The organism is Caballeronia sp. KNU42, assembly GCF_053760385.1.
The window spans coordinates 52,764-73,965 of record NZ_CM132389.1 but is presented as its reverse complement, the minus strand read 5'-3'; the positions used below and the strand labels follow the sequence as shown (position 1 = coordinate 73,965).

The window sequence follows — 21,202 nt, the reverse complement described above, 5'->3', positions numbered from 1 at the left end:
AAAGCTGACTCCGTGGGCGCCTTTCGTGCGGTCAGTCAAGCTTACAGCAGCTTGCATTGTCGTCACGATACACCTTACGATCGCGACGACATAGCCGCCTCAGTGGCGTGGTCACGTTGCCGTAGTGGTTGCTTAAGATCGTGCGGACATTGGGCTGGCGCGTCAACGTCAGGCGATCAGCGCCGTCCTCTCGGCGATCAGGCGAGCACGATCGGAGCGTCGACGTCGCGCAGCGCGTTCAGACCTGGCCGGCTCAGGAAGCCCACGCCGGGCGACGCCATCGCGTAGGAGGGTGACTTCGAGTTGCGTAGCGTGAACCCACAGGTTGCGACCGCATGCGAGCCGCAGATCGATTGCGGCCTGCTCGCGCAACGCCTCGGGAATCGCTGTCTGGAGCCACTGGCGGGTAGTGTCCGGACCAGAGCATGCGGCTGCTTCAATTGCGCGTGAATTGAAGGCGCGTGCTGGCAAAGTGGATGTGTCGAGGCCAGGCGCTTGATGCCATGATCGACCAGGGATCGAGCGCAGGGTCAATGATGCGCGCCTCGACGCCTGGCCTCTAGTCAGTGAGCCGCTAATCCAGGACTGGGGCTTCTTCTGCTAACGGCGAAGATACGTCACGACGCGCTTCGCTCTCCTTCTCTCCCGCGACTTCTCCGTGGTCCGAGCGAACCCGCCCAAGCAGTGCAAAGACCAGAACGGCAGCGATCAAGGTCAGAATAATGGCTACCCAGAGAAGCTTCTTGAACGCAAGGTCATAGGCCAGGAGCAGGTGCGCGTGATCGAAGCCCGCAAGGATCGATCCGGCTTTTGCCAGCGTCCCCGCGGCGAGTTGCGCGGCACCGGATGCCAGCGTATCCGCGTTCTGGTCAGGCCTGATGTCGGTCAGGGTTTGCCGGGCGAAAAACGCCAGCAATGAACCCACAATCGCCATGGCGGTGCTGTCGATCGACACGCGCAAAGCGCCAAAGATACCGACAGCCATCCCGGCTTTCTCGCTAGGGACAACGCTCACGGCAAGGTTGTCCATCAGCCCCCATGGAATGGCGGCGCCCAGACCGATCAGAAGCAGATCCACGCGCATCAGGACGCCGTGATCTCCGAGCGGCACCTGGGTGAGCAGAAAGAGCCCTGCGACCGAGATAAGCATGCCCAGACCCGAGAGGATGCCAACCGGAATGAAACGGGTAAGCATCGCCGAAAGGAATGGAATAAAAAGCAGCGGCGCTGAAAAATAAAGCATCAGTATGCCGGCGTCCAGCGCATTGAGCCCTTCGATCCCGATGAACCGCAGCGGCAGGATCACGAGCAACGCAATATATGAATACGCTGTCGCGAGCGGCAGAAGCTGCGCGCCCACGAAACGCGGATAGCGAAACAGGCTGAGATCGAGCATGGGATTCAAGACTTTCGTCTCGATCACAATAAACACGACCAGCACCAGAGCGCTCGCCGCGAAGAGTCCGAGTACAAGGGGTCCCGTCCATCCGTGCACCGGGGCTTCAACGACTGCGAAAGTGAAGAGCGTCAGCATGAGCGTGAAGGTGCCTGCGCCTGCCCAGTCGAGACCATGCACCGACGCATTCTTGCTGTCCGTCATGAAGAAAATGCACAAGATCAGTGCGATAAAACTGATCAGCGCGCTGCTGAGAAAGACCGCATGCCAGTTATAGAAAGCGATCAGGATGCCGGCGAGAGTCGGGCCGAACGCGAGGCCTGCACCAAACGCGATGCCGATAAGGCTGAAAATCCTGACGCGTGCGGGACCTTCGAATTCCTGGGCCAGCATCGACACGCCGCCGGCATACGCACAGGCAGCCGCAAGACCATGCGGAACGCGAAGGAAATCCAGCCACAAGACGCTGGGTGCGAGCGGCATCAGAAGCGAAACGATCGTCATGACCAACATGCCGACGAAGAAGATTTTCTTGCGGCCATAGTGATCGGCAAGTGCGCCGGCCACCATCAGCGTGCTGCCGCAGGCGAGCATGAACGCATTCGTGATCCAGGAAAGAGCAACAGTCCCTCCCGCAAGGTCACGGCTGATGAAGGTTTGCGCAGCAGGTCCCGCCGAAAGACTCAGGGGCAAGCTGATGCACGCCAAAATCACCGCAATGAGAACAAGGGCTTTGGCGCGTGTGGACCGCGGCGCTGTGGGGGAAGCATTCGTGGTGCGCTGGAGCATCGATAAGATTCCCTAAGGTTCATGCGATACGGGAGTGGCGCAACGGCGCGTCTCCCGGGTCTGGGCTAGGGTGAATCCTAAGAGGCTCAGCGTCAGGGATAAAGAAAGACAATGCGAATTCATCTGTCGGGAAACACGAACAATGAAAAACTGGCTGCATGCTGTGGCTTTCCTGCAGAAAGTCTCGCCACGAACAGCCATGCCTCGCGCCGCGTGTCTCCGTTATTTTATTCGCTATGCTAATTGTTATAAAAAACGCGCTATCAAACACAGCAATGTGGCGGTAACACCCCTTCTCGCGCAGCTCCAGGTCGGTAGCACATTATCGACCGCCAGGTTTGTCCCCGCGACCTTATATTCCACTTAGGAATATCAGAAGAAAGATTTTTGATTGCCTGAAGTTCAGCTTTTTACATAGACTGGATGAGCGTCAGGAGATTTCCTCTTTCTTCATATGTGCCGGCAGGGGTGCCCGGCATACTCCACCAGGAGAGATAGATGGACGACAGACCGGCTTCCAACACATCCACAGTCCGTTCGCTGGCCCTGATCGCAGTCGTCGTGGTCGCGCTGGTCGCAGCCTTCGCTTTTACGGCCGGCTGGCTCTCGCCGGGGCGCCTGACGCCGGCAAAGATCGTCAACGCTCTCGCGCCGCCGGGCGGCGCGGCGCTCGGCTTCCGGCGCAATCACGCCAAGGGCGTCTGCTTTACCGGCAGCTTCGAATCGAATGGTGCGGCTGTGGCCCTGTCCAGGGCGCCCATGTTCGCGGCCGGCTCGTATCCGGTCACGGGACGTTTCAACCTCGCTACGGCCGACCCTAAGGCGCCGGACGCCACGGTCCGGGTCCGGGGCCTCAGTCTGCGCGTCGTCGCGCCGGACGGAAGCGAGTGGCGCTCAGCGATGATCGATGCCCCCATCTTCGCGGTCTCCACGCCGCAGGCCTTCTACGCTTTGCTCAAGGCCGCGGGCGACAAGAGCGATCCGGACGCCATGAAGAATTTTATTGGCGCACATCCCGAGTTCGGTGCGTTTGCGGCGTGGGCCGGCAGCGCACCGTGGACGGGCTCGTTTGCGCAAGAGCAGTACAACAGCCTCAACAGCTTTATCTTCACCGATGCCGCTGGACAGGATCAGGCCGTGCGCTGGTCTTTTGTGCCGGCCGCACAGCCCGAGGCCGTCACTCCCGAGCAGTTAAAGGCGCGTGGCGACGACTTCCTCGACGCGGATATCACGCAGCGCGTGCACAGCGCGCCGCAAAAATGGACGCTGGTCGTGATAGTTGCCAATCCCGGCGACCCGACTGCGGACCCCACCAAAGCGTGGCCGGAGGATCGACGCAAGGTGGAGGCGGGTACGCTGGTGGTCAACGCCATCGAACCCGAGCCTGACGGACCGTGTCGCGATCTCAACTTCGATCCCACTGTCTTGCCGCCCGGCATCCACGTCTCGGACGACCCGTTTCCCGCCGCGCGCTCAGCCGCCTATTCGGTGTCGTTCAACCGGCGGACCGCTGAGGATAAGGACTATCCGCACCATCCCGCGGGAGGAGCCACGCCATGACCCCGATCCATGCTCGCTTCACGCCGCTGCAACGTGTTCTTCACTGGCTCATGGCGATCTGCATTCTGGCCATGCTGTTCATCGGTGTCGGGATGGTGTCCACCATTCGCCCGGATTACCTGACGCTCGTGTCCATCCACAAGCCGCTGGGCATCGTGATTCTCGTGCTGGGGCTGATTCGCCTGGTGGTGAGGCTCAAGCGCGGCGCGCCGCCGCTGCCGGCCTCGATGCCAGTACCGATGAAACTCGCCGCCCACCTTTCGCATCTCGCGTTCTACTTGCTGATGATCGGACTTCCATTGATTGGATGGGGCATGCTGTCGGCCGCCGACTATCCTGTCGTGGTGTTCGGCGTACATTTGCCGTCCATCCTGCCGCATAGCAACAGTCTGCACACGCTGCTCTGGAACGCGCACAGGACGCTCGCGCTATGCTTCTTTGCGCTGATCGTGCTTCACCTGGCGGCGGCGCTTTTGCACGCGCTGGTCAGACGTGACGGTGTCTTCGAGGCGATGGCGTCGTGGCGCTCAGGCGTCGGGACCGATCCTTCCGGCGATCGGTGACCTTCGAGCGAGACGAATCTTTGACTAAGCGCCGGTGCCGTTCGCGACGCAGTGCTTTGATGCCGTTCGGCAAACCGCGCTTAAGCTCAGCCTCTCCCACGTGGATAATGTTTCGGGCGCGGGACCCGACGCGTGGCCAGAATTCCGTGGTCAACCCGCACTGCAGAACAACTGCACGACCAGACTTCGCAGCCAACGATTTCCCGCTTCGTGATGATATCTGGCGTGCCAGTGCTGCCGAACTGCGAAACCATCCACGGGAACTGGACAGGGATGCACCGCGAGATCATTGACTTTCGCCAGGGTCTCACCAATGTGTCGGGGCAGAGTCGCAATCAGGTCGGTGTTCTTGATGATTGCTCCCAGCCCGAGGAACCCCGGCAACTCCAGCACCACCTCGCGCTCGATATGCTCGCGCACCAGCGCCTGTTCAAGTAGTTGCGCGCCCGTCCCCGCAGCGATCGCGACATGTCCCTCCGCGCGGTAATGCTTCAACCCAAGTTTGGCCCTCAGACGCGGGTGATGGCGATTCGTCAGACACACCCAATCCTGCAGGTATAGCTGCTGCTGGTAAATCCCACCGCCAAGCCAGGGCACGTGGCCAATCGCAAGGTCGGCCTCGCCGGATTCCAGTGCCCGTTCGGTATTGCCGTCGATACCCGCCGCTTCCAGGCGTATACCCGGCGCCAGCGCGCGCACGTGCGCCAGCATTCGCGGAAGCAGCGTGATGTGACTGGCGTCGGTCATGCAGATACGGAAGCGCCGTTTCGCCGTGGCGGGATCGAACGCGATTTCCCAGGCAGCGAAGCGCCGCAGCGATTCGAGAATCTCCCGGCACGGCCCGATCAGCGCATCGGCTTGTGGCGTCGGCGCCATCCCGGCCGGTGTACGTACGAACAACGGGTCCTGCAGATGCTCCCGCAAACGGCCCAGCCAGATGCTGATCGTCGGCTGACTCTGTCCGAGCTGCTCGGCCACGCGGGTGACGCTGCGGACATCGTAGAGGAGATCAAACAACTGCAGCAGCTTCAGGTCAGGAAGTTCGGTCGAGTTCATAGGACTATTGCCTTTCGCAATGACGTCATTGTGAGCATTGTATTGCCGATATGAGTGCTGACTCGTATCTTGATCTCCAATGTTAAGGAGACGGCAGTGAAGATTGCGATTCTGGGTGCAGGGGCGCTGGGCTGCGCCATTGGCGCGGCGCTGACCGAAGGGGGCAATGAGGTCTGGTTGCTGAACCGCTCGGCGGCGCACGTGGAGGCGATGAGGCGTGACGGTCTGCAGGTAGACGATGCGAGTGGCTCCCGTCACGTGAAGGTCCGCGCCACGACACGGGCCGCGGAGGCCGGCGCCGTCGATCTGGTCGTCATGCTGGTCAAGTCATTTCATACCAGCGCCGCGATGCGCGGCGCACTGGAACTGATCGGAGACGAAACGCTCGTCCTGTCGCTGCAGAACGGCCTTGGGCACGAAGATGTGCTTGCCGGCATCGTGGGTCGCGATCGGGTGCTGGCCGGCAAGACGTACGTTGGCGGGGTAATGCGCAATCCGGGACACATCGAGTCCGGTGTCGCCGGCAAGGCCACCTACATCGGCGAGCTTGACGGCCGGGTCACCTCCCGCGTGGAGGCGATCGCCGAAACGTTCAACGCTGCCGGACTGGCCACGACGGTCAGCGACAACATCGTTGGCACGATGTGGGACAAGCTGCTGGTCAATGTCGCGACAGGCGCGCTGACCGGAGCCACGGGCCTCACCTACGGCCAACTCTACGACGAACCGCTTCTGAAGACGACCGCGCTCGCAGCGGTCGCCGAAGCGATGGCAGTCGCCCATGCCGCCGGCGTGACGCTCGCAACCACCGATCCTGAACGCCCGTGGATCCTCGCCGGCGAAGGACTCTCGCCGGCGTTCAAGACCTCGATGCTGCAAAGCCTCGAAAAAGGATCCATCACCGAAATCGACTTTATCAACGGCGCGGTCGTGCGCTGGGGACAACGGCACGGCGTGCCGACCCCGGTCAACGCGACGCTGGTGGCCTGTATCAAGGGCATCGAGCGTGCCATGAGCGACCGACAACAATTGGAGACAACCGCATGAACGGCAGCAAGGCGTATCTGGAGCATGTCGCCATCTGGGTGAAGGACATTCACTGGCACATCCGCTTTTTCGAAGATGTTCTCGGCATGACGATGCGCGAGATCGACGGCACCGTTGAGGAACCCCGGCAGTACTGGACGCTCGGTGGCCTGCAATTCATCCATAGCCCGGACCACGACGGTCCTGAAGGCCGGCTTGGCCACCTGGGCGTGATGTGCGAAGACATGGAGGCAGCGCTAGCCGCCGCGCGACGCTACGACGTCAGCGAAATGCCACAAGGACGCAACTGGTTGCGCCTGCCGGACGGCCTCGCCGTCGAACTGATCCAGGCCAGGCCCGCCTCGTGCGTTGCGCGGGCATTGGACATTAACCCGCGTGCGGAGGTGTGAGATGACGATTGTCGATAAATACTGGGACGACGCACGCGAGGGTGACGAATGCGTGAGCCCGGCCTACACGGTGACCAAAGAACGCATTCTGGCCTACGCCGACCTCACCGGTGATCACACGCCGGTCCACGTAGACGAGGAATACGCGAACGCGAGCCACTTTGGCTCGATCGTCGCGCACGGCCTGTTTGGCTTGTCTATTGCCGATGGCCTCAAGACCCAAAGCGAATACCGTTTCCTGCCGGGCATGTCGCTCGGCTGGACGTGGGACTTCAACCTGCCGATCAAGGTCAATGACGTGCTGCATGTCAAATTCCGCGTGGGCGCGATGCGCGCGAGCAAGAGCCGTCCCGGCTGGGGCATCGTCGTGCTGCCGTCGGAGCTGATCAATCAGGACGGCCAGGTCGTCCAGCATGGCGAGCATCGTCTGATGGTGCCGCGCCGGCCGGGAGCATTCTGATGCAAGCACGTCCTCTCGAAGGTATTCGGGTTGTCGACTACAGCCACTTCCTGGCCGGTCCGTACGTGGGGCGCTGCCTCGCGGCGCTCGGTGCCGAAGTCATCAAGGTCGAGCGTCCCGGCAGCGGCGACGCGGGACGTCAGCATGCCACCGTGCTTGATGACGAGCAGAGCGGCTATTTCCTGCAACTCAACATGGGCAAGCGCGGCGTCAGCGTCGACATGAAGGACCCGCGCGGCAAGGAGTTCATGCAGCGGTTGTGCGACTCGGCGGACGTGTTCGTCGAGAACTACCGGCCCGGTGCGCTGGGCAAGCTCGGGCTGGGTTATGACGAACTCTCCGCGCGAAATCCGGGTCTCGTCTATTGCTCGATCTCGGCGTATGGCCATACGGGACCGGACGCGCATCGCGCCGGCTTCGGCCTGATTGCCGAAGCCAAGAGCGGGATCATGCAGATGATCGGGAACCCCGGCGAGCCGCCGCCGCTGATGCGCATCTCGCTCGGCGACATGTATACGGGCATCCACGCGGTGGCGGCGATCAACGCCGCGCTGCTCGGTCGCGTGAAGAGCGGTCGGGGCCAGCACATCGACATGGCGCTCTACGACACGCTGGTGTCGATGCACGAATACGCGGTGCAGTGCTACACGATGCAAGGCATCGTGCCCGAGCAGACCGGTCACGACATGCCTACGTCGACGCTCTATGGCGTGTTCCGAGCCGCCGATGGCGACCTCGTGATCGCAGCGCAGGTCGACGACGCCTGGAAGCGCTTCGCCGTGCTCGTCGAGGCGCATGGCGGCCCGGCCGGCTTCGGCACCGACACGCGCTTTCACACGCCCGCGGGCCGCAATGCCAACCGGCTGGAGATTCTGTCCGTGGTGAAGCCCTGGGTGGCCGGCCGGCCGGTCGCGCAGGTGCTGCAACTGCTCGATCGTATCGACGTGTCTTGCGCGAAGGTGCAGCGCATCGACGAAGTGCTTGCCGATCCGCAGATCATTGCGCGCGGCATGGTGGTCGAGCAGGAGCACCCGCGCTATGGCAAGTTGCGTCTGCCGAACCTGCCGTTCCGATTCTCCGATTGCGACACGACGATTCGCGAGGTTGCGCCTGATCTCGGTCAGCACAACGCGGAAGTCGCGCATTCGCTGGGCTTCGGCGCTGCCGAGATCGACGCGATGCAAACCGACGGCGTGCTGTATTCGAAGGTGAGGCCATGATGACCGACCAGTACGCTGTGATCGGCAACCCGATCGGCCATACGAAATCTCCGTTGATCCACGGTCTCTTTGCGCAAGAAACGCAGCAGGACATGTCGTATACGGCCATCGAAGGGCCGCTGGAGCCGCACGACGCCTTCGCCGCGACTGTGCGTGCGTTCATCGCGGCGGGCGGCAAAGGCATGAACGTGACCGCACCCTTCAAGTTGAAGGCGTTCGCGATGGCCGATGAACGCAGTGAGCGCGCGGAACTGGCTGGCGCTGCCAACGCGCTGAGCTTCAAGGACGGGCGGATCGTGGCCGAGAACTTCGATGGCGTCGGCTTGGTGCGTGACATCGAAGTCAACCTGAGCCAGCCGATGGCCGGCAAGCGCGTGCTGGTCCTCGGCGCGGGTGGTGCGATGCGGGGTGCATTGCTGCCATTCCTGGCGGCGCGGCCCGCTGAACTCGTCGTTGCGAACCGGGACGTCCCGAAGGTCAGCACGCTGGTCGCGCAGGTCGTGGCGAGCGGTTCATTGCTCGCCTGTGGTTATGGTGATCTTGAAGCAATGGGACGCTTCGACCTTGTGGTCAACGCGACATCGGCCAGTCTCACTGGCGAGTTACCGCCGGTTCCGCCGGGTGTCTTTAGCCCGGAGGGTGTCGCCTATGAGCTCGCCTACGGCAAACGGCTGACGCCATTCTTGCGGCTCGCGCGCAATGCGGGCGTGGCGAGTGTCGCGGACGGCGTCGGCATGCTGGTGGAGCAGGCGGCGGAAGCCTTCGCCTGGTGGCGTGGCGTGCGGCCCCAGACGCGCGCCGTGATCGACCAGCTGACGGTTCCGCTCGATTGAACGCATCAGGAGGCCGGGGATGACACTTCGGCCTAAATCGTTCAGCAGGGCGCGAATTGCGCTTTGCAAACGCGCTATCCAGAAGTAGAGGATCGCGCTGTAACCTCCGCAGGATCGAATTCTTGTCTATCCAGTTCCCGGCTCGCCGATGGCCCATTGACGTCTGTTTTAACTATCTGTTTTTCAACGTAGGCCCAGAGCTGTTCGGCGGCTCTGCCTCTCTGCTTGCCGGAACGGTACAGGCGTATTTCCAGTTCGGTAGTCCAGGCGTCAGAGCTTGCCCTGACAAGCGAGCCGTCGCTCAATTCCTTGGTGATGCAGCTCTCCGGCAGCCAGCCGATGCCGTGACCTGCCACTACCATGCCTTTCAACGCTTCGGACATATGAGTCTCGAAGCATCGGTACAGAGCGTACGGCTCGGTGGCATTCAGCAACAGCATTTCGACCACGTTCCCAAGGAACGCTCCTGACGAATAAGCCAGCAGGGGCAGTGGTTTGCCGCTTTTTCCAGGCAGCTCGAATAACGGTTTGCCATTGCTGTCGGCGGCAGAGACCGGCAGGACCCGCTCGACGCCCAGCGTAAGGAAGGGAAAGAGATTGGGGTCCAGTCCAAGGGGAAGATGGGGATGGTGGTAGCCCATCAGCAGGTCGCTGTCACCGGCAAGGAGATGTTGCACGCCCTCGGGGACATTGACCGCCTGGACCCGGGCCATGATGTCGCCGAACTTTCCGTTCAGCCGTTTGAGCCAGTCCGGGAAAAGCGTGAACACCAGCGTGTGAGCGACCGAAAAATGAACCACATGATCGCTGTCGGCAAACTGTTCATAACCGCCCACCATATTACGGGCAGCATACATGCTCTTCAAAATATCCGTCGCCAGGCTGCGAAACATCCGGCCCGCGGGCGTGAGCGAGATCGGGTTGACGCTGCGGTCCACCAGTTTCGTTCCCATCCATGTCTCGAGCGCGACAACGCGCCGGCTGAATGCGGACTGTGTCAAATCACGGTTGCGGGCCGACCGGGAAAAGCTTTTTGTCTCCGCGAGACTGAGAAAATCTTCCAGCCATTTTGCTTCCATAGTCATCGCTCTTCAAGGACGTCGACCGTTGCCATGGGTCAATAAGTTTCTCTAGCGTGCCACAGGTCGGCCAATAACCAATATCTATTTTCGAATGGCGTTAGTCGAAAATTGCATAGGCATTGCACCCGTCAATTTGACACCCTAATTTTGGGCTTCCCAGCCAAGTTGACATGTCGCTCGACATGTTGATCTGAGCCTGCGTCATCTGGATAGAGTTTGTAAGACTGAGCCGGGAGGCTTTGGATACGCACGGCCATACCGCCAAAGTTCATCGCTTTTTTAAAACCATTCTTAAGCAGGAGATGATTATGGCTACAGCACCCGATCCATCATCGGTTCAAGCGCCCGGTGAGGTGGATAAGAAAAGCTGGCTGGAATCCCATGAAGCGGGGTACCACAAAACGCTGGGCAATCGACAGGTTCAGATGATTGCAATCGGCGGCGCCATTGGCACCGGATTATTTCTTGGCGCGGGCGCGCGTCTGCAAATAGCCGGGCCGGCCCTGGCGCTCGTGTATCTGGTATGCGGTGCCTTCTCATTCCTGATCCTGCGCGCGCTGGGCGAACTGGTCATGCATCGCCCGAGCAGCGGCAGCTTTGTCTCCTATGCGCGAGAGTTCCTGGGTGAAAAGGCGTCGTTTGTCGCGGGATGGATGTACTTCCTCAACTGGGCGATGACCGGCATTGTCGACATCACCGCGGTCGCGCTTTACATGCATTATTGGGCGGCATTCAGCGCCGTGCCTCAATGGCTGTTCGCGCTGGCGGCGCTGTGTATTGTCGCCACCATGAACCTGATCGGCGTGAAATGGTTCGCTGAAATGGAGTTCTGGTTCGCGCTGATCAAGGTCGCGGCAATCGCGCTGTTCCTGCTTATCGGCGTCGCCATTCTGGGCACGGGTACGCCGGTTGCCGGACACGCAACGGGCTCGCATCTGATTACAGAAAATGGCGGCCTGTTCCCGCATGGACTGATGGCGGCGCTGGTCCTCGTTCAGGGCGTCGTGTTTGCTTTTGCGGGGGTGGAACTGGTTGGCACGGCCGCGGGCGAGTGCAAGGATGCTCGCAAGGTGCTGCCGCGTGCCATCAACAGCGTGATCTGGCGTATCGCGCTCTTTTACGTCGGGTCCGTGGTGCTCCTCGTTTGTTTGCTGCCGTGGAGCGCGTACAAGGCGGGACAGAGCCCGTTCGTCACGTTCTTTGGCGCGCTTGGCGTGCCGGGGGTTGGCTCTGTGATGAATATCGTGGTGCTGTCAGCTGCGCTGTCGAGCCTGAACTCGGGACTGTATTCCACCGGACGCGTGTTGCGCGCACTGTCGATGGGAGGCTCCGCGCCGCACTTCCTCTCCCGCATGAGTTCACAGTCCGTTCCGTATGCCGGCATCCTGGTGACGGTGGCGATCTACGTTCTGGGCGTGGTGCTCAACTATTTAGTTCCGTCGAGCGTGTTCGAGATCGTGCTCAATGTAGCGTCGCTCGGTATTCTCAGCACCTGGGGGTTCATCGTTGTCTGCCAGATGAAGTTGCGTCAGGCGGTGGCCCGCGGTGAAGCTGAACCCACCACCTTCAAGATGCCCGGCGCGCCGGTGACATCGTGGCTGACGCTGGCGTTTTTGCTGGGCGTGCTGGTGTTGATGGCATTCGACTACCCGAATGGCACGTGGACAGTCGCGTCGATTCCAGTCGTGGTCCTGCTGCTGGTCGCTGGATGGTATGGGGTGCGCCGCCGCGCGCTGACCATGATGAAGCCGACGATTCCCTCAGTCAGCCTGACGCAGAGCATTCTCGAGGACAACCCGCGCTAGGAACTGCTGCGTCATGCCCGTTTTGGGCGTGCGCAGCGGGAAGGGTACCGGGACGCTGTCTGTCGAGATCTAGGTCATACGATCGCCGGTTTGAGAGGGACGGCGGCTGAGGACCCGGGCAGATGGCGGTTCCTTCGAACGCTTTATTAAACGTTGTGTTTTCCTAATCATTAGAACCCGGGGGTAACAGCATGTCAGATTCCTACAATGCGGTGAACGACGTGGATAAAACGCTGCAAACGGCAACGCTTGATTCCCGTAAGGTACGAGCGCGTCTTAAGCACGCCCGCAAAAAGGTGGCCGATGCCCAGGTCGTGGTCATCACGCGGGGAAAGAAATCGGCGAAGCTGGCGAACGGTTATGTGCACGAGCGTCCATGGTCGACTGCCGGGGTGGCCTTGGGCGTTGGGGTGCTCATTGGGTGGCTGGTCGGCCGGAGATAGCAGGGAACGGCCGTGGGGAGCCAACCCTGTTACGAATAGCTGCTTTATCGTAGCAATCATGCCAAGGCCAAATACGAACCTCTAGACCTAACCAGTTGTGGATTCAGCGTCCATCAAACGGGACAGGTTTTCTCTATCCTGACCGCACGATGAATGTCATATTCCCGCTCATTATCCATAGGAGCATGAGGAGCGGGATATGTCGGAGAAAACTACACAGACGAATCGTGATGAGTCGCTTTTCAACGCGACTACTTATCAAGGACAACTGTTCGGATTTGGCGGCTTTCGTCCTGCCGGGGGAGCGGCTGTTGACGTCGTCGAGAAGGCAACTGGCGAGACGTTGTACATAGCTGGATTGGCGGACGCGGGTGATGTCGATGCGGCAGTTGAGGCAGCGGTGCGGGCTCAAAGGGATTGGGCGGCGACCGCTGCGACTGTGCGTGGCGATATCGTTCGACGCTTCTCCAGTCTGCTGGAACGTCATCGTGAAGAGGTAATGGAATGGGTTATTCGCGAGACGGGATCGATCAAAAACAAGGGGCTGTTTGAAGCCGATCTGTCGATTCGCGAGACTCTTGAGGCCAGTACGCTTGCGACCCAACCGGAAGGGCTGGTGCTGTCACGATCGAATGGGCGGCTGTCGATGGCGACGCGCGTTCCGATTGGCGTGGTCGGGATCATTACACCCTGGAATTCCCCGTTGATATTGGCAGTGCGGGGAATCATGCCGGCGTTGGCGCTCGGCAATGCGGTGGTATTGAAGCCCGACGTCCATACCCCGGTGTGCGGTGGTTTTCTGATCGCGCGTCTGCTGCAGGAAGCCGGTCTTCCCGATGGGCTATTCCATGTGCTGCCCGGCGGCGCGGACACAGGCGAAGCGTTGGTGGCTCATCAGGATGTCAAAATGATTTCGTTTACGGGATCAACCAGCGCGGGGCGGCGGGTGGGCGAAGTGGCCGGGCGTCTGCTGAAACGCGCAGCGCTTGAGCTCGGCGGCAATAATGCTTTCATTGTTCGCGAAGACGCCGATATTGAGCGGGCCGCAATGGCCGGCGCCTTCGGTTCGTTTTTCCACCAGGGACAGATCTGCTTCACGATCGGCCGTCATCTTGTGAATGAAAAGGTATTCGATGACTATGTGACCCAACTGGCAGCGCGTGCAGCGCGGCTCAAGGAGGGTGATCCGTTTCGTGCAGATGTGCAGTTGGGTCCCATCATCAACGAGAGGCAGGCGCGGCGTGCGCAGAAGATTCTCGACGACAGTGTTGCGGCGGGCGCTCGCGTGGTAGTGGGTGGCAAGCGCAACGGTCTTTTTTTCGAGCCGACCGTGGTGGTCGACGTGCGTCCGGATATGCCACTCTTTCATGAAGAGATCTTTGGACCCATTGCGGCGGTATTGTCGGTCAAGGACGATGCAGAGGCAGTCGTATTGGCGAATCAAACGGAATATGGGCTTGCCGCTGCGATTCAGTCACGTTCGCTACAGCAGGCTCAGGCAATTGCAGGGCAATTGAAGACGGGGGTTGTTCATATCAATGATCAGCCGGTCATTCACGAAGTGTATGGCCCGATCGGCGGAATGGGGGCATCCGGCAACGGTGCACGCACCGGGTTGCCGGCATGGGAACATGAATATACTCAGTGGCTTTGGCAAACAGTGAACGACACGTCACCCGATTATCCGTTCTGACGTGGGGTCCCGGGGGCACCGGGCGAAATGGCCGGTGCTCGGGGCGGGAAGCGTCCTGCCTTTTACTACTGCATGGCTGAGGTCGCTGGTCGCCTGAGCAAGGAGCGTTCGCAGCATAGACGCGAGCGCATGGCTTGAATCACACCGGTCGGAGATCGGCGCTGGTCGGAGTGCAACGGTCATTGCTGCCTTGGAGCCGGTCGTCATATCTTTGGCCATTGCGGTCGTTGGCGAGCTCGTCCCGGTCTTCGCGAATGTCGGCTTCAGACGCCTTAGTTGAACTGGCGCTATCGGCCATTAAGGGACTTTCGCCCGAAGCGTCCTCTCGGGCGTTCAGCAGGCGGCTTTATTCAGCCAACGGTCATTTGATCGCCGCAGGCCAGCGGCACGTCACTGATTGAAGCGGCCCCTCGCAGCAGCTCGACGGTAGATCACACATCGTCACTGTGACTTGTCACGGAGCCCAACTGTCATATTTCTTGATCGATGATTTCATTTTTAAATAGCTGGATGCACGTGCGAGTCAACGAGGTCGGAGCAAACTTTGTTCGGGGGCCGCTGATGACCGACGATCCAATTTGCGGTAATGGCGCGCGCCGCGACCCGCACCTTAGCCAGATAACATCGAGGAAGCTCCCGGCGACTTATTGTCAGATTAATTGAGTTGATATTCACGCAAGCATGACATCGCTTTTTCGTTGACAAGCGCAACGAGTCAAAGCACTATAAAAAAAATTTGAATCCAGCCAGACTCAAAACGTCGCCGACTTCAGCTTAACGGTTTGTGAAGTATTGGAGGTGGCATGACGCAACCGAACTCCGGCATATCTCCCAGGCCTTCATATAGCTTACACAAAAACGATCTGCACGCTGTTGCATCAGCGATCGGTGCGTGGCGGCGAGATATTGGGTCCGTCGCGGCGGATTTAATTCGATGCCAACGCGACGGCCACGACGTAGTCTTTTTGTTGGATTTTTCGGAGCTCCACGCTTATGTGTGGCCCGAATCGTCCCCGTCCCAGCATCGTAATCTAATTAGATACCTTCTTCTTGATAGTGGTTTAACCTTTTACCTTCCTCCTGGTTCAATTAGAGAATTAATATACAAGCTCAGTCGGCATGCCTTGGACCATCGCCGACTTCGCGCCGAGTTGGAAAAGCTCACTGATCAACCTTTTGTTCGCGCATTTCTGCACGCCGGGAAATTTCAAGATGACCCCGTGCAATTTGCTGACGCGCCGGCAACCGGCGAGGTTGCTGCAGCAATTCAGGAGGCCGTCACTGCGGCCAGTAAGGAAGACGCTGCATTGCAGCGCTTGTCGGAACTTTTTGAGACGGGGCGGGTGCGCCCCTTGTCGACACTAATATCGACTGACTCATTAACTCCAGATTATGAAGTGCTATCGCAGGCACACAGTCAATTGTCATCGTTGCGCCCACTACGTGGCGACGACGTCAACTACATTGACGCACATAACTACGCCATGACCTGCGCGTTAAACAATCGATTTTACGATTCCGATCAACCATATTTTTTTCTTTTAATTACTTCGTCAAGAGTACCTCTTCGAGTGTTCGAGCGAATTACTTGGGATGCTGATCCACTCTTCGAAACAGGAGACCAATTTTTGGTCCGTACGTCTTTAGCAAGAAGGCCAGAACTAGCGATTTACTATGCTCGACTAATGCGATACGGAGAGCGAGCAACGAGAATAACAGAAGAAGCAGAGTCTGAACTAAAACATTTGCATGCACGCATCAATAATGTTGAAAAGTCATCGCGGCCGATCCCTCACAGGCATGAAGGTCGTTCGAATTTTCACCTGCCTCTTAATCAAGACGTCCTTAGGAGTATTATTCGATTTGACGCGCTTTATACGAACGTATATCGACCAGTGATCGAGTTGATTACTTCAGACACTTCTAGAGAATTAAATAGAAGATCGTTAAGAAAAATAGAATTGGGAGGGCTTGAGCAAGAAGCCCTTTCGTCTACTGGTCAGGCTATCAATTTGAATTACGCTGGAGATCTATCTGTGTCTCCTACGTACAGAACAACATTAGAAACTTTCGATAAAATAATTGCAAAAACAAAATATATTGCATCGAAATTAAATAAAGATTTCAAGCAATTTAGTCGAAAAGCGGTCGCCGATTTGGATCCTGAAGGATTAATTTTATCTCAAGATCACCTCGATGTGTCTAAGAAGGTTGCAGATGATATTACAGAAATAACTGTAAGATTCAAAACAGAGGGTTCCGGTAGCGGCCCGCTCTTATTCTGCGCCGACGCATTTAAAGATCATGCATCAGTATGGTGGCCAACGAATGTCGATATGCGAGATTTCCTGAAGGCAAGCAGGCTATTTATTGAGTCAGCAGTTGAATGGATGAAGATCCACCACTCATTGGAAGTATTGGAGAAAGAGTATCACGGTGTGTATTTTGTATTGAGTGATCGTGTCATCCATAAAGCCGTCGACAACTTACCATTTGACCTGCCATTGGAAGAATTGGTGCCTGGGTTGCTCGAATCGGAGTGGGATTTGCGTGCAATTAGAATCGCGCTTGACGTGGGAGATTTCTATTATGATCTGGATTCGACAAACACGGTTCCTCAATGTATAAGGTTAACTACTCACCTTCGCTGTGCATCTGCGATTTCGACATTTATCCAAAATACACATGTGAAACACGCTCAGCGACGCGCCTTGACAAACGCGATTATACGTACTCTGCCTGCTGTTAGTTAGCTCATGGAGAAAATGCGATGCCTAGCGTATCCCCAGTGGGAAAACATGGAATTTACGATACTTATCTTTCGGTGGAGTGTGAGTGTGACGTAACTAATTGCGCCTCTAGCGAAATAACACAACCTATCACAGCTATGCACCGTTTGACGGTCCTTACTTCGATGGGAGGAGTACGATTTAGAGGTTTGAAGATTTCGTATGAAGCAGATACGGATGGTGTCGTCTTATGCAAGGGTGAAAAATCGGCTTGCGAACCCGACCGAGGTCGCAAGTTGAGTCTTCCGGTTGCGGCAGCTACGCAACTATATTGGCGAGGCGACCGAAAAAGCATTTCGGTTAGAGCCTGTTGCCCAAACACGCTTGATCAACGTGATTTTAATGTCGAATTTTTAATAACGGGTGACGCTGAATGGATCAGTACCGACGGAGCCGAAAAACGTCACGGCATTGAATTGACGCCGAAAAGCGTTCACATCTGCCTTGACTAATAGGCACAAAAATGACTGCGAACGATTTTATTGCGGTTTTTTTGCCTTTTCTTTTATCGTATTTAATTCAAGCTCTTGCCAAAGGGGTCCCCACGATAGCTCAGAACACGTTAACAATAATTTTGCCACGCGACACTAAGTTGCAAGGCGTGCCGCACGACCTCGCGATTACTCTTGCGATACAGGTTTATCGTCAGGTGAGCTTTCTGGTAAGTGTTTTGCTGTCAACTGTATCAGCGATGGCCCTTACGCTAACGTCGACGGTCCCGGCCATAGGCGTGTTAGCCGCATTTTTGTTGGTTGGGCTAGTTGCGGTCTGGTTCTTCCGCTGGCAAACGCTCGGAGCAAATCCTAACGAACGTGAAAGTCGGGATAGACAGATGAAATTTGGATCATTAACTACAACGACGATTATGATGATTGCTACTTTATGGGCACGTTGGCACTAGAGGTCCGCAGATTGGAAATTTCAAGTTTGCTATCGAGGCGATCTTATCCGTTTCGGAAATTCTCTTACCGTTAAAGTCGATACTCCGCATGAATTGGAATTCAACGTCGCGTGGTCGTCCCCGCAGCTGCGGCAGCTCGGTGTAAGACGGGGAGGCTCGACGGTTGGCGTCAGGTAGAAAAGGTTGGGAAGGAAAAACGCTTCTCGCGCTCTGAGATTTAGGCGGGCGCTTCGCGAAGATATCGCTCTTTGCGAATGCGACGAGTCGGTCAACAATTTCGAGGCGGAGGTGTTCATTCGCGGATAGAAGAGGCCGGCGTCTTATTATTCAATAGTTCCCATGTTCGCAAGGTGCCAAATTTTTTTTGGGGCAATTGTCGTAGCTTCGCAAAACGACTGATGATCTGGAAATAATATATCCGTAACGAATGTCAGCTCCCGCGTAGGAAAGGGACACTCTCGCTTCGACATGTGGAACGTCCGATTTGGGTCGAGAAGACTCATTCGATCTTCATGCCAGCGGACATTCGTAGCAGCGCAACGGCGAGGCATCCCGAACGGCCGCTCCGGCCGACGACCTGCCCGGTTACCAATGCAACATGAAGGACAAGTGGTCGGTCATTCCCGACGTTCGGCTGTCGTTTAGCGTTATCGGCGCCTGCCATCGTCCGCAGGAATGTGAATGCTCCGTCGCGCGCGTGTTGGTAGGCGTCGAATAATCCTCAACGGACCTTGCTGGTCGGTGGGAAAGCAATTGGATACGCCTGACAAAACGTTAGTCTGTCACGGTCCATCGCCGGGGCGCCGCCGGAGCACCGACTCCGCACCGCGGCTTGCCAGTCACGGGCGGAATTCCGCGACATCTGGCGACATAGTTTTCGCATGGTTTTTAACCGGACCGAACACTACATTAGCTTCACCCGACGCGATAGCAGCCTTTTCCCGCAAACGACGCGTCCAATCTCAACCGCTTATCTGCCCATCATGGTTACCACTGGAAAAATCGCTCTTTGCGCTACGTTGTTCGTCATTGCTGTCTCGCTGATCGAGGCATGTGTGCTCACCCGCAGACAGCGCAATAGCGCCATGCCTTTCGATTGGTATGAAGTGTGGATTTCGCTGGCCGATGTCGCCGGTCGCAAGCTGCTCGCACTGCTACCGCTTTCGCTCGCGACCCCGATTTTCGCGCTTGCCTGGGATCACCGGATCTTCACCGTCACGCTCAACAGCGCGTTGATGGTGTTCCTGCTCTTTATCGGCCAGGAGTTCTGCTACTACTGGTACCACCGCGCGTCGCACCGCATTCGCTTTTTCTGGGCAACGCATGCGGTTCACCACTCACCCAATCAACTGACGCTTTCGTCTGCTTACCGGCTTGGCCTGACCGGCAAGCTGACCGGCTCCGCAATGTTTTTCGCACCGCTCGTGTGGCTTGGCGTGCGTCCGGAAATCGTGCTGGCGACGCTGAGTTTTAATCTGCTTTATCAATTTTGGCTGCATAACACATGGACCCCGAAACTCGGCTGGCTCGAATATGTGTTCAATACGCCCTCGGCGCATCGCGTGCACCACGCATCGAACGCGGACTATCTCGATGCGAACTTTGGCGGCGTGCTCGTCATATTCGACCGCTTGTTCGGTACGTATGTCGAAGAACGCGCTGACGAGCCGTGCCGCTACGGTCTCACGACACCAACGCGCTCTCGCAATCCGTTAGTCGTCGAATTCGAACACTGGGTCAGCCTTGCCCGTGATGTCATGTCGGCGGGCAGCGTGTGGACTGCGATCCGCTACGTGATGCTGCCGCCGGGCTGGCACGTGGACGGTTCTAGCCAGACAACCGAAGCGCTACGTCAGCAGGATCTGGCCGCACGTCGCACGGCTCCAGTCAGTACGCAGGGACGCTGACGGAATATCAAACTCGCTGTGGCATTTCCATTGAAACCGCTGCTGCCACTGATTTTCACTGGATACTGACCCACTGTTGGGTCAGTATCGTGTGGCCATCAACAGGTCATCGCAATCCAGCTCTTTAGGTTGCCGAAGTAAATTTCCGCCGTAGCTTTCCGGCCGATAGCCACAACGCGGAGACCAGAAAATAGATCGCGCCGACACCTGCATAGCCAGCTATTTTGACAATAGCGGGAGGCACTGTTGCATGGGCCTGCGCGATGAAAAACGCGCCAGCCAGCGCCGACTGGCCCCCGCTCAAAATCATTGCCCATTGCGCACCAAAGCGCTTCCAGCGGCGAACGGCAGTGCCAAGCTGAAGTAATCCCGAGAGAACCGCCCAGACTCCGAATACATCGAGCACCAGGCTAGAATCAACCCTCAATACCACTATTACCGCAATCGCTATCGCCGCGCTAGCGAAGACGTTGAGCGCCTGAGTAAGGTTTTCGCGCATTCCACCGCTACGTGACATGTCGACGTAATTGGCCAGCGCATCCCACACGGGATAGACGATGAGCAGTGCGGCTCCAATCGCCGTGGCATGCTGCCCAAAGGCGAATACGAGCGCGACCCACACAACAGAAAACGCGGCACGGGTAAAGTAATAGTGTTTAAGCCACTGCTCACCCTGAAGGCGAGCAGTATCTGACGAATGAATAGCCATTGAAACTCCTCTGAAATTTTGTCGACCGCGTCGCCTTTGGCTACGCGCCGCGCTATTGCCGAGTTCGGCTGTCGGCAGGACTGAGCCAGCGCTTTCGCGACATGAAGGCTGCTCTGGTAAAGATAATGGCATTCGGCCTGGCTTGACGGCATCGGTCAAATGACCGATGCGCTCGTCGACTCTCTGCTCCACGGACGATCGGCCGTACCCGAGCTTTTCAGCCCTCGGTTTTCGCGTCGAGTCACCGCTTCGCGTTCTGCCAGGAGCGGGTGACCGGGCCCGGCCGCCTCTCGTGAGGTAGGTACGTGGTCGACGGGTGTGGCTATCGTCATGAAGCCGCGCACGGAATTCCGGCACACCGGCGCTGGCAGGTCCGCGCTTTCACAGCCCGAGCGTTAGCCGCATTCGCACGCGACGCATTGATTCAATGATTTCCAGCCGGGCGCAGGAGGAATGATGCGTTTGCTTGCGCCGTAGTCTACGATGTGTTTTAGATACCCGCTCTCCTGCGACAGTGCATCCGTATTCTCGCTCGACGTCTGCCGCCTTAAGTCGTTGTC

18 protein-coding genes are annotated in these 21,202 nt (G+C 58.0%); 13 read left to right on the top strand and 5 right to left on the bottom strand.

The window, feature by feature from the left end:
• Positions 1–168: 168 nt before the first annotated feature.
• Positions 169–471: a hypothetical protein gene (locus ACSOSP_RS19405; protein ID WP_455313751.1), complete on the bottom strand. Its 303-nt coding sequence runs from the start codon at positions 469–471 to the stop codon at positions 169–171.
• Between the two features lie 103 nt (positions 472–574).
• Positions 575–2,089 carry an MFS transporter gene (locus ACSOSP_RS19400; RefSeq protein WP_455312497.1) on the bottom strand — a complete coding sequence of 505 codons (1,515 nt, stop codon included), beginning with the start codon at positions 2,087–2,089 and terminating at the stop codon, positions 575–577.
• 594 nt (positions 2,090–2,683) lie between these two features.
• Between ACSOSP_RS19400 and ACSOSP_RS19395 the strand changes: the two genes are divergently transcribed.
• A complete protein-coding gene (locus ACSOSP_RS19395; RefSeq protein WP_455312496.1) occupies positions 2,684–3,745 on the top strand; it encodes a catalase family peroxidase in 1,062 nt (353 codons plus the stop codon).
• Entirely contained in the window at positions 3,742–4,308 is a 567-nt protein-coding gene (locus ACSOSP_RS19390; RefSeq protein WP_455312495.1) for a cytochrome b, read from the top strand. The genes ACSOSP_RS19395 and ACSOSP_RS19390 overlap by 4 nt, the downstream gene beginning before the upstream one ends.
• Before the next feature lie 150 nt (positions 4,309–4,458).
• On the opposite strand, the gene ACSOSP_RS19385 is transcribed toward ACSOSP_RS19390, so the two are convergent.
• Positions 4,459–5,364, bottom strand: coding sequence for a LysR family transcriptional regulator (locus tag ACSOSP_RS19385; RefSeq protein ID WP_455312494.1), 906 nt, complete (start codon positions 5,362–5,364; stop codon positions 4,459–4,461).
• A 96-nt stretch (positions 5,365–5,460) separates the two neighbouring features.
• Between ACSOSP_RS19385 and ACSOSP_RS19380 the strand changes: the two genes are divergently transcribed.
• Genes ACSOSP_RS19380 through aroE form a run of 5 tightly spaced genes read left to right on the top strand, consistent with a single transcriptional unit; the run spans position 5,461 to position 9,313 of the window.
• Positions 5,461–6,411 (top strand): ketopantoate reductase family protein, encoded by a 951-nt coding sequence (locus tag ACSOSP_RS19380; RefSeq protein WP_455312493.1) that lies wholly within the window; start codon positions 5,461–5,463, stop codon positions 6,409–6,411.
• Entirely contained in the window at positions 6,408–6,800 is a 393-nt protein-coding gene (locus ACSOSP_RS19375) for a VOC family protein (RefSeq protein ID WP_455312492.1), read from the top strand. The genes ACSOSP_RS19380 and ACSOSP_RS19375 overlap by 4 nt, the downstream gene beginning before the upstream one ends.
• A 1-nt stretch (position 6,801) precedes the next feature.
• The gene (locus ACSOSP_RS19370; protein ID WP_455312491.1) at positions 6,802–7,260 is read left to right on the top strand and encodes a MaoC family dehydratase; all 459 of its coding nucleotides are present in this window, start codon (positions 6,802–6,804) and stop codon (positions 7,258–7,260) included.
• Positions 7,260–8,480, top strand: coding sequence for a CaiB/BaiF CoA transferase family protein (locus tag ACSOSP_RS19365; RefSeq protein WP_455312490.1), 1,221 nt, complete (start codon positions 7,260–7,262; stop codon positions 8,478–8,480). Before ACSOSP_RS19370 ends, ACSOSP_RS19365 begins: the two co-directional genes overlap by 1 nt.
• Complete coding sequence (gene aroE, locus ACSOSP_RS19360; RefSeq protein WP_455313731.1) at positions 8,480–9,313, top strand: shikimate dehydrogenase; 834 nt, start codon at positions 8,480–8,482, stop codon at positions 9,311–9,313. The genes ACSOSP_RS19365 and aroE overlap by 1 nt, the downstream gene beginning before the upstream one ends.
• A 74-nt stretch (positions 9,314–9,387) precedes the next feature.
• Here the strand turns inward: aroE and ACSOSP_RS19355 are convergent, their stop codons facing one another.
• Entirely contained in the window at positions 9,388–10,392 is a 1,005-nt protein-coding gene (locus tag ACSOSP_RS19355) for a LysR substrate-binding domain-containing protein (RefSeq protein ID WP_455312489.1), read from the bottom strand.
• Between the two features lie 311 nt (positions 10,393–10,703).
• On the opposite strand from ACSOSP_RS19355, the gene ansP reads away from it, so the two are divergent.
• The 6 genes from ansP (at position 10,704) to ACSOSP_RS19325 (ending at position 19,933) form a co-directional block, all read left to right on the top strand.
• Positions 10,704–12,200, top strand: a complete 1,497-nt coding sequence (gene ansP / locus ACSOSP_RS19350; RefSeq protein ID WP_455312488.1) for an L-asparagine permease — start codon at positions 10,704–10,706, stop codon at positions 12,198–12,200.
• Between the two features lie 191 nt (positions 12,201–12,391).
• Positions 12,392–12,643, top strand: coding sequence for a DUF883 family protein (locus tag ACSOSP_RS19345; RefSeq protein WP_455312487.1), 252 nt, complete (start codon positions 12,392–12,394; stop codon positions 12,641–12,643).
• Positions 12,644–12,842: 199 nt separating this feature from the next.
• The gene (locus ACSOSP_RS19340; RefSeq protein WP_455312486.1) at positions 12,843–14,336 is read left to right on the top strand and encodes a benzaldehyde dehydrogenase; all 1,494 of its coding nucleotides are present in this window, start codon (positions 12,843–12,845) and stop codon (positions 14,334–14,336) included.
• A 1,151-nt stretch (positions 14,337–15,487) separates the two neighbouring features.
• Positions 15,488–17,089 carry a hypothetical protein gene (locus ACSOSP_RS19335; RefSeq protein ID WP_455312485.1) on the top strand — a complete coding sequence of 534 codons (1,602 nt, stop codon included), beginning with the start codon at positions 15,488–15,490 and terminating at the stop codon, positions 17,087–17,089.
• Positions 17,090–17,588: 499 nt separating this feature from the next.
• A complete protein-coding gene (locus ACSOSP_RS19330) occupies positions 17,589–18,026 on the top strand; it encodes a hypothetical protein (RefSeq protein ID WP_455312484.1) in 438 nt (145 codons plus the stop codon).
• 983 nt (positions 18,027–19,009) lie between these two features.
• The gene (locus ACSOSP_RS19325; RefSeq protein WP_455312483.1) at positions 19,010–19,933 is read left to right on the top strand and encodes a sterol desaturase family protein; all 924 of its coding nucleotides are present in this window, start codon (positions 19,010–19,012) and stop codon (positions 19,931–19,933) included.
• Between the two features lie 124 nt (positions 19,934–20,057).
• On the opposite strand, the gene ACSOSP_RS19320 is transcribed toward ACSOSP_RS19325, so the two are convergent.
• A complete protein-coding gene (locus tag ACSOSP_RS19320) occupies positions 20,058–20,642 on the bottom strand; it encodes a DUF308 domain-containing protein (protein WP_455312482.1) in 585 nt (194 codons plus the stop codon).
• Between the last annotated feature and the right edge of the window lie 560 nt (positions 20,643–21,202).

Coding starts and splice junctions, on each gene's coding strand:
- ACSOSP_RS19395 (WP_455312496.1), top strand. CDS start 2,684: ATGGACGACAGACCGGCTTCCAACACATCCACAGTCCGTTCGCTGGCC.
- ACSOSP_RS19390 (WP_455312495.1), top strand. CDS start 3,742: ATGACCCCGATCCATGCTCGCTTCACGCCGCTGCAACGTGTTCTTCAC.
- ACSOSP_RS19385 (WP_455312494.1), bottom strand. CDS start 5,364: ATGAACTCGACCGAACTTCCTGACCTGAAGCTGCTGCAGTTGTTTGAT.
- ACSOSP_RS19375 (WP_455312492.1), top strand. CDS start 6,408: ATGAACGGCAGCAAGGCGTATCTGGAGCATGTCGCCATCTGGGTGAAG.
- ACSOSP_RS19370 (WP_455312491.1), top strand. CDS start 6,802: ATGACGATTGTCGATAAATACTGGGACGACGCACGCGAGGGTGACGAA.
- ACSOSP_RS19365 (WP_455312490.1), top strand. CDS start 7,260: ATGCAAGCACGTCCTCTCGAAGGTATTCGGGTTGTCGACTACAGCCAC.
- aroE (WP_455313731.1), top strand. CDS start 8,480: ATGACCGACCAGTACGCTGTGATCGGCAACCCGATCGGCCATACGAAA.
- ACSOSP_RS19355 (WP_455312489.1), bottom strand. CDS start 10,392: ATGGAAGCAAAATGGCTGGAAGATTTTCTCAGTCTCGCGGAGACAAAA.
- ansP (WP_455312488.1), top strand. CDS start 10,704: ATGGCTACAGCACCCGATCCATCATCGGTTCAAGCGCCCGGTGAGGTG.
- ACSOSP_RS19345 (WP_455312487.1), top strand. CDS start 12,392: ATGTCAGATTCCTACAATGCGGTGAACGACGTGGATAAAACGCTGCAA.
- ACSOSP_RS19340 (WP_455312486.1), top strand. CDS start 12,843: ATGTCGGAGAAAACTACACAGACGAATCGTGATGAGTCGCTTTTCAAC.
- ACSOSP_RS19330 (WP_455312484.1), top strand. CDS start 17,589: ATGACTGCGAACGATTTTATTGCGGTTTTTTTGCCTTTTCTTTTATCG.
- ACSOSP_RS19325 (WP_455312483.1), top strand. CDS start 19,010: ATGGTTACCACTGGAAAAATCGCTCTTTGCGCTACGTTGTTCGTCATT.
- ACSOSP_RS19320 (WP_455312482.1), bottom strand. CDS start 20,642: ATGGCTATTCATTCGTCAGATACTGCTCGCCTTCAGGGTGAGCAGTGG.